Source organism: Acinetobacter sp. ESL0695, assembly GCF_029392135.1.
Lineage (GTDB): Bacteria > Pseudomonadota > Gammaproteobacteria > Pseudomonadales > Moraxellaceae > Acinetobacter > Acinetobacter pollinis.
In genome coordinates, this window is the sequence record NZ_CP113932.1 from 1,218,765 (window position 1) to 1,232,909 (window position 14,145).

General features: G+C 34.5%; 15 protein-coding genes and 1 pseudogene. 8 read left to right on the forward strand and 8 right to left on the reverse strand.

Annotation, left to right across the window (positions count from 1 at the left end):
- Positions 1 to 3 precede the first annotated feature (3 nt).
- The gene (gene purT / locus OZX61_RS05730; RefSeq protein WP_277095589.1) at positions 4 to 1,206 is read right to left on the reverse strand and encodes a formate-dependent phosphoribosylglycinamide formyltransferase; all 1,203 of its coding nucleotides are present in this window, start codon (positions 1,204 to 1,206) and stop codon (positions 4 to 6) included.
- A gap of 178 nt (positions 1,207 to 1,384) precedes the next feature.
- Between purT and OZX61_RS05735 the strand changes: the two genes are divergently transcribed.
- Positions 1,385 to 1,828, forward strand: a complete 444-nt coding sequence (locus OZX61_RS05735) for a hypothetical protein (protein ID WP_323127186.1) — start codon at positions 1,385 to 1,387, stop codon at positions 1,826 to 1,828.
- 84 nt (positions 1,829 to 1,912) lie between these two features.
- Here OZX61_RS05735 and OZX61_RS05740 read toward each other — a convergent pair.
- From OZX61_RS05740 to brnQ (OZX61_RS05755), 4 genes and pseudogenes are all read right to left on the reverse strand, one after another.
- A pseudogene (locus OZX61_RS05740) lies at positions 1,913 to 2,083 on the reverse strand (hypothetical protein); the annotation flags it as partial.
- Between the two features lie 162 nt (positions 2,084 to 2,245).
- The gene (locus OZX61_RS05745; RefSeq protein ID WP_277095590.1) at positions 2,246 to 2,446 is read right to left on the reverse strand and encodes a hypothetical protein; all 201 of its coding nucleotides are present in this window, start codon (positions 2,444 to 2,446) and stop codon (positions 2,246 to 2,248) included.
- Between the two features lie 182 nt (positions 2,447 to 2,628).
- Complete coding sequence (gene brnQ, locus OZX61_RS05750; RefSeq protein WP_277095591.1) at positions 2,629 to 3,921, reverse strand: branched-chain amino acid transport system II carrier protein; 1,293 nt, start codon at positions 3,919 to 3,921, stop codon at positions 2,629 to 2,631.
- Between the two features lie 138 nt (positions 3,922 to 4,059).
- Positions 4,060 to 5,358 carry a branched-chain amino acid transport system II carrier protein gene (gene brnQ / locus OZX61_RS05755; protein WP_277095592.1) on the reverse strand — a complete coding sequence of 433 codons (1,299 nt, stop codon included), beginning with the start codon at positions 5,356 to 5,358 and terminating at the stop codon, positions 4,060 to 4,062.
- A 191-nt stretch (positions 5,359 to 5,549) separates the two neighbouring features.
- On the opposite strand from brnQ (OZX61_RS05755), the gene map reads away from it, so the two are divergent.
- Both map and OZX61_RS05765 read left to right on the forward strand, forming a co-directional pair.
- Positions 5,550 to 6,344, forward strand: coding sequence for a type I methionyl aminopeptidase (gene map / locus OZX61_RS05760; protein ID WP_195772699.1), 795 nt, complete (start codon positions 5,550 to 5,552; stop codon positions 6,342 to 6,344).
- 67 nt (positions 6,345 to 6,411) lie between these two features.
- Entirely contained in the window at positions 6,412 to 6,720 is a 309-nt protein-coding gene (locus tag OZX61_RS05765; RefSeq protein ID WP_277095593.1) for a hypothetical protein, read from the forward strand.
- Here the strand turns inward: OZX61_RS05765 and OZX61_RS05770 are convergent.
- Complete coding sequence (locus OZX61_RS05770; protein ID WP_195772701.1) at positions 6,717 to 7,181, reverse strand: MarR family winged helix-turn-helix transcriptional regulator; 465 nt, start codon at positions 7,179 to 7,181, stop codon at positions 6,717 to 6,719. The genes OZX61_RS05765 and OZX61_RS05770 overlap by 4 nt on opposite strands.
- 140 nt (positions 7,182 to 7,321) lie before the next feature.
- Positions 7,322 to 8,413, reverse strand: a complete 1,092-nt coding sequence (gene ychF / locus OZX61_RS05775) for a redox-regulated ATPase YchF (protein ID WP_277095594.1) — start codon at positions 8,411 to 8,413, stop codon at positions 7,322 to 7,324.
- Between the two features lie 180 nt (positions 8,414 to 8,593).
- Between ychF and OZX61_RS05780 the strand changes: the two genes are divergently transcribed.
- Positions 8,594 to 9,352, forward strand: a complete 759-nt coding sequence (locus tag OZX61_RS05780; protein ID WP_277095595.1) for a glutathione S-transferase family protein — start codon at positions 8,594 to 8,596, stop codon at positions 9,350 to 9,352.
- 38 nt (positions 9,353 to 9,390) lie between these two features.
- Here the strand turns inward: OZX61_RS05780 and OZX61_RS05785 are convergent, their stop codons facing one another.
- Positions 9,391 to 10,389 carry a sulfate ABC transporter substrate-binding protein gene (locus OZX61_RS05785; protein WP_195772704.1) on the reverse strand — a complete coding sequence of 333 codons (999 nt, stop codon included), beginning with the start codon at positions 10,387 to 10,389 and terminating at the stop codon, positions 9,391 to 9,393.
- A gap of 229 nt (positions 10,390 to 10,618) precedes the next feature.
- Here OZX61_RS05785 and tauA point away from each other — a divergent pair, with 229 nt between their 5' ends.
- Genes tauA through tauD form a run of 4 tightly spaced genes read left to right on the forward strand, consistent with a single transcriptional unit; the run spans position 10,619 to position 14,145 of the window.
- Positions 10,619 to 11,644, forward strand: coding sequence for a taurine ABC transporter substrate-binding protein (tauA, locus tag OZX61_RS05790; RefSeq protein ID WP_277095596.1), 1,026 nt, complete (start codon positions 10,619 to 10,621; stop codon positions 11,642 to 11,644).
- Positions 11,645 to 11,653: 9 nt separating this feature from the next.
- Complete coding sequence (locus OZX61_RS05795) at positions 11,654 to 12,439, forward strand: ATP-binding cassette domain-containing protein (RefSeq protein WP_277095597.1); 786 nt, start codon at positions 11,654 to 11,656, stop codon at positions 12,437 to 12,439.
- Positions 12,440 to 12,447: 8 nt separating this feature from the next.
- The gene (tauC, locus tag OZX61_RS05800) at positions 12,448 to 13,287 is read left to right on the forward strand and encodes a taurine ABC transporter permease TauC (RefSeq protein WP_277095638.1); all 840 of its coding nucleotides are present in this window, start codon (positions 12,448 to 12,450) and stop codon (positions 13,285 to 13,287) included.
- 12 nt (positions 13,288 to 13,299) lie between these two features.
- On the forward strand, positions 13,300 to 14,145 hold the full coding sequence (tauD, locus tag OZX61_RS05805) for a taurine dioxygenase (RefSeq protein WP_277095598.1): 846 nt from the start codon (positions 13,300 to 13,302) through the stop codon (positions 14,143 to 14,145).

The window sequence follows — 14,145 nt, forward strand, 5'->3', positions numbered from 1 at the left end:
TAATTATACGGTTACATTCACTTGTTGTGCAGATTCTCTTGCGATTTTGCGTGCTTCATCCGTCGTTGATGCACGTGCAGTAATGACACCCATACGACGTTTATCAAATCCTTCAGGTTTGCCAAAGAGTCTTAAATCTGTAGTTGGGTTTGCTAGAGCAGTTTCTAAATGTGTAAATGAAAGATTTTTACTATTTACTCCTGCGTAAATAACAGCACTTGCGGCTGTACTGTGTTGTTGTGTATTTACGGGTAAGCCAAGAATAGCACGTGCATGCAGTTCAAACTCATTTTGAAATTGAGATGCAAGAGTAACTAAGCCTGTATCATGCGGACGAGGAGAAACCTCGCTAAACCATACTTGATCACCTTTTACAAACAGCTCTACACCAAAAATACCGCAACCACCAAGCGCCGTAGTAATTTTATCTGCAATGTCCTGTGCTGTCTTTAATGCTTTAGGTGACATGGGTTGTGGTTGCCAGCTTTCAATATAATCGCCGTTTTCTTGTTGGTGACCAATTGGATTGCAGAAATGGGTTTCGATTTGACCCGTTTTGGGGTGTTTTGCACGAACAGTGAGTAATGTAATTTCAAAGTCAAAATCGATTTGAGATTCAATAATGACTTTACCTTGATTGACACGTGCAGATTGTAAAGCGTATTCCCAAGCAGCATCAACTTCATCAAAACTTTTTATGTGTGATTGTCCTTTACCTGAAGATGACATAACCGGTTTAACAAAGTTTGGGTAACCAATATCATCACACGCTGAACGAAATGCAGATAGGTTGTCTGCAAAGCGGAAATTTGAAGTGGGGAGGCCTAACTTATCTGCTGCTAAGGTACGAATACCTTCACGATTCATTGTTAAATTAACTGCCTTTGCTGATGGGATAATTGTTGTTGTATTTTGTTCTTCTATATGGACTAAAAGCTCAGTAGCAATAGCTTCAATTTCAGGCACGATTAAATTTGGTTTAACTTGATCTATGAGTTCTTGTAGTGCTGTTGGATCCGCCATGTTTAAAGTATAGGAAAAATGGGCAACTTGCATTGCGGGCGCATCTTTGTAGCGATCTGCTGCATGAACTTCAACGCCTAAACGCTGTAAGGAGATTACAACTTCTTTTCCTAGTTCGCCTGAACCTAATAATAATACTTTGAATGCGGATGGTTGCAGTGGTGTACCAATGGTAATAGTCATGTCTTATTCCTTATTTCAGGTTATTTTAGAATAACAGAACTCAGAATAGTGTTAAGTACGTCAGCGTATATTTTTTGAATAAAATGACCAATTTAGTAAGATTTTTTCAAATTGTATTCATTTGATGTATCTTATACTGTCGTGTATTGCATGACTAAGAAGTGAAGTGGACATGATCTTGTATAAAAAACAGTATATGGTTTTAACCTTGATGGGTGTTATGTTGGCTTTAAGCGCATGTAACAATAACAATGGGCAGAAAGTTGAAATTAAACCTGCACCAAAACTGAGTAAAGATGCGACAGCATATGCCAAAAAATCTTGGGAGCTCATGAATCAGGTTGAACCCTTGGTTGAAAATCGTGCATTGGCTCAAATTGACAATGAGGTACGTAGACCCTTACGTGAATTAGGGAGTCAATGGATGATTAATGTAAAAATGGGTGATTCAGTTGCTGAGGGAAACTTTGCCTTATGTAGAAAGGCAATGGTAAGTTTAGATACTTGGGCACGTGCTGTGCAAGCAAAGAGTAATTCAGAAAATGAGGATAAGCTTAACTATCTTCATAATAAACAGTTATGTAAAGATGCTTTGGATCATCCTGCTTTAGGCAATAGTTAAAAAAAAGAAGGTGATTATCACCTTCTTTTTTGTCTGTTATGATTTTTTTGGCATTGACATATTTGACATTGAGTCATGACTCATTTTTTTCTCTGTTTTTGCTGTTGAACCTGATTTAGTAGCAACGCATTTTCCACCTTTATGATGTGGTCCAGTACCACCTTGTAAAGATGTACCTTTAGGACATGCCATAGCGCCAGCACTTACAGCAGCTAAACTTAAAGCGATAATAGATGTAGAGAGGAGTTTTTTCATTGTATTTTCCTTATATAGGATAGTAAATATTTAAACAATATAAGGATAATCAATTAAAAATGTGAACTGCAAGCAATTATTGGTTTTTTTCTTGAGATTTTTTGAACTTAATTTGTTATTTTTAATGTGGTTTTAAAAGAACTAGATAAATCTAGTTCTTTTTTATTTTATTTCAACTTGGCGAAATTTAGCATCAATCATTGCCCATACAGAGAATGCAACAGATACCGCAATGGCATATAAGAATTGTTCAGCTTTTAAATTCCCATTGATAACACCTTGAACACTGAGTGTAGCTAGAAGTGCTATCGTCATCATCATATAAATGGCAATGTTTGGATTGAATCTAATATTTTTATTCATGTGACCTCCAAAACAGTAGTTAAATAATGCACTTATCATGAAGTGCAGACTAATAATTATACATTATAATTTTAAAAGGTCAAATTTTCTAGCAAATTTATATTACTGTTTTATGACAATATGAATAAAACTAAAAAAATACCTGCATTAATTGCAGGTATTTGTATTTTATATCAATTTTTTTATTGTCTTATTTTATCGATAACAACACATAAAACTAAGAGTATCAAACATGGAATGATCCAGTCTAAATTTTGTGCTGCAAGTGGAAGTTGATTAATAATATCTGGCACAAATGACTTTAACTCTGATGATCTTAAACCTTCAAATATACCGATGAAGAATGCCAGTGCTGCAACAGGGAGAACAACTTGTTTTGGTTTATTTAACTTTTGAATAAATAACCCAGATAAAATAACAACAATCGCAGGTGGGTAAATGGCAGTAAGGATAGGTACAGAAATAGAAATTAGTTTAGTTAAACCAAAATTAGCAAATACTAGAGAAAATAGTACGAAAACAACCACTAATATTTTGTATGGAATCTTTGTCATTTTATGAAAGTATTCAGCACACGAACACGTTAAACCAATCGCTGTTACGATACATGCTAAGAAGATGAGTAAGCTTAAAAACCAAGATCCTGTTTGACCTAGTGTGTTAAATACATACGCATGTAAAATTTCCGCACCGTTGGTTGCATTTGGTAAAAATGCATGGCTTTGTACACCAAGTCTGAATAGACATAGGTATAAAATAGTTAAGCCTATACCAGAAATGATGCTAGATATAATTGCATAGCGTGTAATTAATTTATGATCCGTCACACCACGTGATTTAATGGCTTGAACAATTAGGATACCAAAAACCAAAGCTGAAAGTGTATCTAGTGTGAGATAACCATTCACTAAACCCTCAGAAACAGGATGCTCTATATAGTTGGCTACAGGAGCAGGAACATGAATAAAGGGAACGAATAAAGTAACTATACATAAAACAGCAAGTGCAAAGATTTTTACTGGTGCCAATACATGTCCAATACTATCTAGAAGCTTATTAGGGTTCATTGAAACTAATGTGACAATAACAAAATAGATTAAGCTATAGATGAGGAGTGGTGTTTGTGGATTCTGAAAATGTGAAGATAAACCAATTTCATACGAAACAGAAGCCGTTCTTGGAATACCGAAAAGTGGTCCTACAGATAAATAGCATGCAACAGCCAAAGCAATACTTGCAAATTTTCCAATAGATGATCCTAACGTTTCAATAGAACCTTGTACTCGGCCGAGCATAATAATACTTAGAACGGGTAAACCAACAGCAGTGACTAAAAAGCCCAAAGCGGCTAGCCAAACGTGTTCGCCTGCCTGATATGCAACAATCGGTGGAAAAATAATATTTCCTGCCCCAATAAACAATGCAAAGGTCATAAAACCTAATGCAAATGTATCTCGAACATTTAGCTTAGTCATAGAAAATTAACGGTATGTAAAACTAGAAAGAGAGGATTCTAAGACAAAAATAGAAATTTAAGAAATATTCTTATTAAATTTATTTGTTTTTTGAAAAAATGGCTCAGAATTTATGTTCTGAGCCAAATATTTATATCTTTAAACTGTTTTTTTCAGTTTATCTACAATAGCTGTAATCAGAAGTACGATAACACATGGGATAACCCAAGCTAAGTTTTGCTCAGCTAATGGAAGTGTTTGTAAAAATGAAGGTACAATGCTTGCAAATGAAGATGCTTTTATTCCTTCAACAACACCAAAGATAAGTGCAACACCTGTTACTGGAATAAGAATAACAGATGGTTTATTAAAGAACTTCCAAAAGAAACTTAAAACAATAACAACAATCGCAGGTGGGTAAATTGCAGTTAAGACTGGTACAGAGAATGCGATAAGTTTAGTTAAGCCTAAATTTGAAATAATAAATGCAAATCCAACCAAAAGTAAGACGAGCAATTTATATGGTAACTTAGTTAAGCCATGGAAGTATTCAGCACATGAACACGTTAAGCCAATTGCTGTTACTACGCAGGCTAAGAAAATTAAAATACTTAAGAAAATTGAACCAAGGTCACCAAATGAGTGTTGTACAAAAGCGTGTAGAATAACCGCGCCGTTGCTTGCATTTGGAATAAATGAATGGCTCTGTATACCTAAGCGGAATAAGCATAAATAAAGGGCTGTTAAACCTACACCTGCCATAATACTTGCGATGATAGCGTAACGTGTAATTAACTTACTGTCGGTTACACCACGAGAAGCAATAGCTTGTGTAATCACAATACCAAAAACAAGTGCACCTAATGTATCCATTGTTAAATAACCATTTACAAGGCCTTCTGAGACAGGTCGTGTAACATAGTTATTAATGGGTTGTGCTGCAAAAATAATAGGTAGTACTAATGTTGTAATACATAAAATTGCCAAAGCTGCAATTTTTAAAGGTGCAAGAACTTTACCAATTGTATCGAGTAATTTAGTTGGATAAAGTGAAACAATCCCTACAATGACGAAATAAATAGCGCTATATGCTAATAACGCCGTAGATGAGCTTCCAAAATACGGAGAAAGACCAATTTCATAAGAAACTGTAGCTGTACGTGGTGTTGCAAATAAAGGGCCTACAGCAAGATAACACACGACAGTTAAAATAAGACTCGCCATTCTTCCGATAGGCGCACTTAAAGTTTCTATTGATCCACCAACACGTGCAAGTGCAATAATCGTTAGAACGGGCAGACCAACACCTGTAATTAAGAAGCCAAATGCAGCCAGCCAAACGTGTTCGCCAGCTTGCTGAGCAACAATTGGCGGGAAAATAATATTACCCGCACCAATAAACAGTGCAAAGGTCATAAAACCTAACGCAATGATATCCCGAATACTAAGTTTAGTCATAACATCTAACTAGAATAAAAATTAATGTTATATTTTAGTGCAAAAGTGTATTTTTTGAAATTATTCTTTAATTCTTTAAAAAAAAAGGGAAATATTTTACTATAGGAAGATAAAATTCATATTTTCTACCAAATAGCCTAAGTATTTTCTTTTTTTAAGAAATAATTTTCACGATATTGAAGGTTAATTACATGTATAACCCAAAAGTAGGCATTAAAACTGCTGAAGAAATTGAAAAATTACGTATAGCAGGCCGTCTAGCTGCTGAAGTTTTATACATGATAAAGAAACATGTAAAAGCGGGTGTAACAACAGAGTATTTAGATGATATCTGCAATGATTTTATTATAAATACTTTAAAAGTTGTACCTGCAAATGTTGGATATCATGGTTATACAAAAACGACATGTATTTCTAAAAACGAAGTCGTATGTCATGGTATCCCATCAAATTCAGAAGTATTAAAAGATGGGGATATCATTAATATCGATGTGGCGATTATTAAAGACGGTTATCATGGGGATACCAGTCGTATGTACGCCGTAGGTGATATTAAGCCTGAAGCAAAAAAATTGATAGATGTTACTTACGATGCAATGAGAGCGGGAATTTATCAAGTCAAACCAGGTGCAACACTTGGAGATATTGGCCACGCTATACAATCTCTCGCACAAAGCCATGGATATAGTATTGTAAGAGAATACTGTGGGCATGGAATAGGTAAGGTTTATCATGAACAGCCAAACGTACTACACTATGGTCAAAAGGGTCATGGCTTAAAATTAAAAGAGGGAATGGTTTTTACTATAGAGCCAATGGTAAATTTGGGCAAATCAGGCGTAAAAGAACTGTCTGATGGTTGGACAGTAGTTACAAAAGATCGTTCATTATCTGCTCAGTGGGAACATATGGTTGCTGTCACCAAAGATGGATTTGAGCTCTTAACACCATGGCCAGAAGGCACAGGCGAATACGCCGAAATTTAGCACTGAATAATTCGAGGACAATATTAATATTGTCCTTTTCTTTCAAAATAGCCTAAGTAAATTTATTATGAGTTATAAAAACAACGACCTTAAAAAATTAAGAGAAAACTACTGGAAAAAAAATTCAGAAAGAAATAAAAAAGAGAAGCTCTTCTTAAAAGAGCTTCTATTAGAACATCAAGTTTTTTTAGAAATAAATGAAGTAAATTTAAAAATTTTTTTCGATAGTTTACCCAGTGAAATCATTCTTAAAGCATATGGCTTAGGATTTAAAAATAATCTAATAAAAAGACTTTTAATCACACATATTGAAAAAAATAAAAATGCTTTAAAAGAAGGAAAATTAATAAAAACAGAATATAAAATAAAGGATTAATACTTTAAGTTTTTGAATACTGCCTGTAAGTTACCCATAGTTTTTTCTATTTGTAACGGCGTAAGGCCATCAAATGTTCTTGAAAGAATTGCATTAGTTAAATCATTCGTTTTTTTCAATAACGTTAATCCTTGTTCAGTAATTTTAACACGCGTAATTCGACCATCTTCTTTACAAGAGTAAGTTTCTACTAGACCTTCATCTTTAAGGCGATAAATGATTTTTGTCGTTGTAGACATCTTTAAAATAAGAGTATCTGAAATTTCAGAAATGCTAGAGCAGGGGTTAATAAGTAAAATATTAAGAATACGTTGTCTAGAATGATCGATTCCATGCTTTTTAAGCACATTGTCGACGCCTTGTACATACTGTGCATGTACCTGAGTAACCCAGTGAAAAAATAAAGAGTCCTGATTTTCCATAGTGGATGAAGGGAGAAATTTCAAATATTTTCTAGACATTTAAGATACCAGAATAAAATAAAAAGCACCCTTTAATTGTGAACTATTTCACAAAAAAATACAAATATGTAGTTTAATTTTATTTAAAATAAAATGGCCCTGATTTAGTCAGAGCCATTTCATAGAAATTGAGTATTGATTTATACATTGAAGCGGAAGTGCATTACATCCCCATCTTGCACAATATAACTTTTTCCTTCAAGACGCCATTTACCTGCATCTTTTGCACCAGCTTCGCCATTGCAATGAATAAAATCTTGATAAGCGATGACTTCAGCTCGAATAAAACCCTTTTCGAAATCTGTATGAATTACCCCAGCAGCTTGTGGAGCAGATGCACCTACTTTTACTGTCCATGCTCTTACTTCTTGAACCCCAGCAGTAAAATAGGTTTGTAATCCTAATAGACTGTATCCTGCACGAATAACAACATTTAGGCCTGGTTCTTCCATTCCCATAGCTTCTAAGAACTCTGCACGGTCTTCATCATCTAATAATGAAATTTCAGCTTCGATTTGGTTACATAGAGGGACAACAATCGCATTTTCTTCTTTTGCTAATGCTCTTACGGCGTCAAGATGTGGGTTATTATCAAAACCGTCTTCTGCCACATTCGCAATATACATCGTAGGCTTTAATGTTAACAAGCCGTATCCACGAAGTAGTTTTCTATCATCATCAGATAGGTCGGCTGCACGAGCAGGACGACCTTCATCTAGCAAAGGTAATATTTTTTCTAAAACAGCTTTGGTAGCAATCGCTTCTTTATCGCCACCTTTTGCAACCTTAGTTAGTCGAACAAGAGATTTATTCACAGTCTCTAAATCTGAAAGTGCAAGCTCTGTATTAATTGTAGCAATATCATCTAAAGGATCAATTTTTCCATTTACATGAATAACATTTTCATCTTCAAAACAACGAACTACATGTGCAATTGCATCAGTTTCTCTAATATTTGCTAAGAACTGGTTACCTAGACCTTCGCCTTTAGACGCACCTGCAACTAAACCTGCGATATCTACAAATTCCATCGTTGTTGGTAAAACACGTTGTGGATTTACAATCGCTGAGAGTTTATCTAAGCGCTCATCTGGTACTGGAACAATGCCAGTATTTGGCTCAATTGTACAAAAAGGAAAGTTTTCAGCAGCAATCGCAGCTTTTGTTAACGCATTAAATAACGTTGATTTGCCAACATTTGGTAGACCAACAATACCGCAATTAAAACCCATGCAATACTCACAAAGATGTTATATAAAATTATTGCAGATTTTACATTAAAGTTTAATTAAAGTCAGTCTATCCTTAAAATTAACAAAATTTAAAAATGAAATAGGACGAAAAGATCATTGTATTTTATAAGGTTGATTACTAAAGTAGTAAAAATTAATTATAAAGGACGTTGATATCTTATGCGTATACTTTACCAGTTTCCACTATCTCATTTCTGCGAGAAAGCGCGCTGGTTACTTGATCATAAAGAAATAGATTATGTTGCGCAAAATTTAACCCCAATTGTTCATCGAGCTTTTTCAAGAATTAAAACAAATCAAAATACTTTACCTATATTCAGAGATCATGAGGAATGGATCAGTGACTCAACAAAGATTGCTGAATATCTAGATATAAAATATCCAGAAAAGGGACTTATTCCTAAAAATACAGCAATGCGTATTTCTGTTTATGATTTGAATGATATTGCAAATAAATTAGGAGAGCATGTACGGCGTTGGGCACTTTATCATATGATTTTAAGAAATGATGAATCTATAGACACCATGATTAGAGAAAGAGGCTATTTTAGAAAATTTAGTAAATATTCAAAACCTATATTAAAAAAATTTATTACTCAAAATTTATATTTAGATCAGCACAGCGTAGATTATGACTATAAATGTATTCTTGAGATTGTGAATACACTCAGTGCTCAGATAAAGCAAAATCAAAGCTATTTAGTGGGTGACCGTTTAACACTCGCAGATATTTCAATTTGCTCGATGCTTGCACCATTGATGAATATTTATGGTACTCCATGGGAGATAGAGAGCTATAAATATGATGAACATGTATATCATATGCAAAAATTGATTAATGAAAGTAATATTGGTCAATACGTTAACCGAATATATCATACAGAAAGAAATGCGCGTGTAGACTGGCGAGGAATATAATTGAATTCAATCCAACTATATTCCAATAACCTAAAAAATTATTGCTTGTATATCTGATCGAAAATGCCACCATTTGAAAAATGAATTTTTTGAGCATTTTCCCAACCACCGAATGTAGCATCTATCGTAAATAACTGTATTTTAGGAAACTTATAAGCATATTTTTGAGCTACAGTTGTATTTCTTGGTCTAAAGTTATATTTAGCAGCAAGATCTTGACCAATCGGTGAATAGAGGAAGTTTAGATAGCCTCTAGCAATAGTTCGATTACCATCTTGATCTACCGTCCTATCGACAATAGCGACTGAAGGCTCAGCTAAAATTGATACTGACGGATATACTATTTGAAAATCTGCTTTAGGGTCTTCTTTTTGGGCAAGGAGAGCTTCATTTTCCCATGTAAGTAATACATCTCCAATTCCTCTTTCTGCAAATGTTGTTAGGGAGCCTCTAGCACCTGAATCTAGGACTTTCACATTACGGTACATTTTAGACACTAAATCTTTTGCAGTTGCATCATTACCATGAGGTTGTTTTAGTGCATAACCCCAAGCAGATAAGTAAATCCATCGTGGTGCACCACCTGTTTTAGGATTTGGTGTAATAATTTCTATACCTGGTTTCGTTAAATCATTCCAATCTTTAATATGCTTAGGATTTCCTTTACGTACAAGAAAAACGACTGTAGATGTATACGGCGCAGAATTATCTGGAAACTGTTTTTGCCAGTCCTTTCTAATAAAACCAGCTTTTGCAATCTCATCAATATCATTAGAAAGTGCTAATGTGACAACATCTGCTTTTAGACCTGTTGCAACTGCACGTGCTTGTTTTCCCGAACCTGCGTGAGATTGTTTAAAATCAATTTTCTGTCCTGTTTTACTTAACCAATATTGACCAAACTTTTCATTAAACTCCTTATAAAACTCTCGAGTAGGATCATAAGAAACATTTAAAAAAGCTTTATCTTCTGCTAATGCAAGACTAGGCGCAACAACGGAAAGACTAAGTAGTGCTGTAATAAGTATCTTTTTCATTCTTTATTCACGCTTTTAAATTTATAGGTTCATTTGAAAGTTTTATTGAATATAGCGCTAAAATAGTGATCTGTGAAATCACAATAAAGAATAAATATATTAAATTTGAACAATGGTATAAGAAAAATATATTTATAAAATTTGAATAAGCAATAAAGATTTTCTTATTTTTATCTCCTTTTTGAGAATCATACTATATATTTAATATTCATAAGTCACTGCCATTCTAATGCGTAAACAATATAAGAAGCCCCTGATTACGACATTGATAGTTTTATCATTACTTACTATTTTTTTGATATCTCAAACACGTGATGATCAAGAGACACGTATTCATAATAACAATGAAAAACCCGTTGTCATTGCTTATCAAACTGGAGTGGATCCAAGTAAAGTTGCACAAGCCAATCAAAGTTATGAAAAAGACAGTAAGCAAGCAATTGAATGGAAAAAATTTGATACAGGATCGGATGTTGTAAATGCTTTAGCATCAGGTGATGTAGATATTGGAAATATTGGATCAAGCCCTTTTGCAGCAGCAACCAGTAGAGGAGTGCCAATTACTGCATTTTTAATTACAGCAAAACTTGGCAGTTCAGAAGCTCTGGTAGTTCATGAAGGATCAGAAATAAAACAACCAAGTGACTTAATTGGTAAAACCATTGCTGTACCGTTTGTTTCGACGACTCATTATAGTCTTTTGTCCGCATTGAAACATTGGAATATTCCCGAAAATAAAGTCAAAATTATTAATTTAAGACCACCTGAAATTATCGCCGCATGGAATCGGGGGGATATTGATGCCGCATATGTTTGGGAGCCAGCCTTAAGTAAGATTAAAACGACTGGTCATGTATTTGTTGATTCTCATCAAGTAGGTGAGTGGGGAGCACCAACCTATGATTTATGGGTTGTGCGAAAAGATTTTGCAGAAAAAAATCCTGAATTTCTCAAATCATTTGTGAATACGACACTCAATCAGCTCAACAAATATAATCAAAGCCCTCAACATTTTGTAAGTGATAAAAATAATCTTAGCAAAATAGCGAATATTACAGGCTCAAAACCTGAAGAAATTCCATTATTACTTGCTGGAAATATTTATTTAGACCGAAGAGGTCAGGTGGATACATTATCAAATGAATTTGCACAAAATATTTTAGATACAGCAAAGTTTTTAAAAGGACAAGGAAAGGTCGACACAGTGAAGGACAATTATCATGACAATGTTGCAACACAATTTTTAAATAATTAGGTGGCTAGTATGAGCGTATTAACAGCTGAAAATATTGGAATAACCTTTTCACAAAGATCTCATCCTATCCTTGAGAATATTAATTTAAATCTTACAAGCGGTTCTATAACCGTTATTTTAGGGGAGTCTGGATGTGGAAAGACGACCTTACTTAATATTTTGGCAGGTTTTCAAAAACCAACAAACGGCCTGATTAAACTTAATCATATGCCACTTCATGGCCCAGATGAAACACGTGCTGTTGTATTTCAGGAGCATGCATTATTTCCTTGGTTAAATGTAGAAGAGAATATTGCATTTTCTTTAGAAATAAAAAAAGTACCTAAAGCACTGATTGCATCTCAAGTAGAACGCATTCTAAAAATAGTGGGCTTAAGTCATGCTGCACAGTTAAATATTTGGGAACTTTCTGGAGGCATGAAACAAAGAGTAGGTATTGCGCGTGCTTTAATTAGTACGGCGGAATTCATTTTATTAGATGAACCCTTTGCAGCCTTAGATGCCTTTACTCGCGAAAATATGCAAAAGTTGGTTTTAGATTTATGGATTGAGGAAAATAGAAGCTTTTTTTTAATTACACATGACATTGAAGAAGCTCTATTGTTAAGTGAACAGCTTATTATTATGCAGGCAAATCCTGGTCGTATTTCACAACGTTTAGAGTTAAATTTCTCAAAACGCTATCGCAATGGTGAGAATATTCGTTCAATCAAATCTGATCCAGAGTTCATTGAATTAAGAGAAAAGCTCTTTGCACAATTAAGCCATAATATTGAAGAGGGTTATAACGCATGACAAGCATAATAAGTAAAAAAAATACCTCCTTCACTGAGTCGAATGCTATTAAAAATAAGCCTGAACTGAAAAAGAATGAAAAATGGAAAATGTTAGCTGTCAGTCTTCTGAGTGTCGGCTTAGTATTACTCATTTGGTTTATTATTACAGCGCTTCAATGGGTGTCACCACTTTTTTTACCTAGTCCTCAAGCCGTATTTCATAAATTTATTGAAGTTAGCCAACAGGGGTTTATGAAGGCAACTTTATGGCAACATTTAGCGTCAAGTATGAGTCGCGTATTAATTGCATTATTTGCAGCAATTATCGTTGGTGTACCCATAGGATTATGGATGGGTTTGAATAAATGGGCTAGAGCAGTCATAGATCCATTGGTTGAATTATTAAGACCCATTCCACCATTGGCTTATTTACCCTTACTGGTTATTTGGTTTGGCATTGGTGAAACTACAAAAATTTTACTGATCTTCTTCTCTATTTTAGCCCCTGTTATTATTAGTAGTACGCATGGTGTACTAAGCCATCAAATTAATAGGGAAAGAGCAGCGTTATCCCTTGGCGCAAGTAAAAGTCAAATTTTTTGGCATGTCATTCTACCTACGGCGTTACCACACATTATTACTGGCATTCGTATTGGCTTAGGTGTGGGATGGTCTACACTCGTTGCTGCTGAACTCGTTGCTGCCGATCGCGGTATTGGATTTATGGTTCAATCTGCAGCACAGTTTCTGATTACAGATACTGTTATTTTAGGAATTATTGTAATTGCTATCGTTGCAGTGAGTTTTGAACTTTATTTAAGATGGCTACAAAAACAGCTATCTCCTTGGTATAGCAAACAATTGTAGGAGAAATATGAAATGGCGTTAAATATAGAAAAAATTAAACCTGCAATTGGTGCAGTCATTCATGATATTGATCTCAATACGATAAATCATGCTGACTTGAACGAGGTTCATCATGCATTAATAGAAAATGAAGTCATATTTTTTAGAAAGCAGTCTCTCACACCCGAAAAGCAAGCAGAATTAGCAAGAAGTTTTGGATCTTTGCACATTCACCCCATTTTCCCGAATGTAAAAAATGTGCCTGAAATCCTTATTCTAGATAGCCTTAAACAAGACCTAAGAGACAATGAACTTTGGCATACCGATGTCACTTTTAGTAAAACACCTCCTTTAGGCTGTGTTTTACAGGCAAAAAAAGTACCTTCTCAGGGAGGTGATACCTTTTGGTCAAGTGGAACAGAGGCTTTTGCGACACTTCCTAAACATATTAAAGAAAAAATTTGGGGGCTTACAGCAGTACATGATATTCGTCAATCATTCCCATTAGAACGCTATGCAAGTAATATTGATGAACAACAGAAATTACTACAAGTTTTTAAAAAAAATCCACCTGTTACTCATCCAGTGGTACGCACACACCCCATCACAGGGAAACCAATACTATTTGTGAGTGAAGGGTTTACAACAAAAATTAATGAACTTTCTGAAACTGAAAGTAGTGAACTACTTCAATTTTTATTTAAGCATTCAGTACAAGAAAGTTTACATATTCGTTGGCAATGGGAAGTTGGCGATGTTGCAATTTGGGATAATCGTTGCACACAGCATAAAGCATTATTTGATTATGGTGATGCTCATCGTATTATGCATAGAGCTACAATTAATGGTGATACTCCTTTTTTCATTTCTGCAGCATAA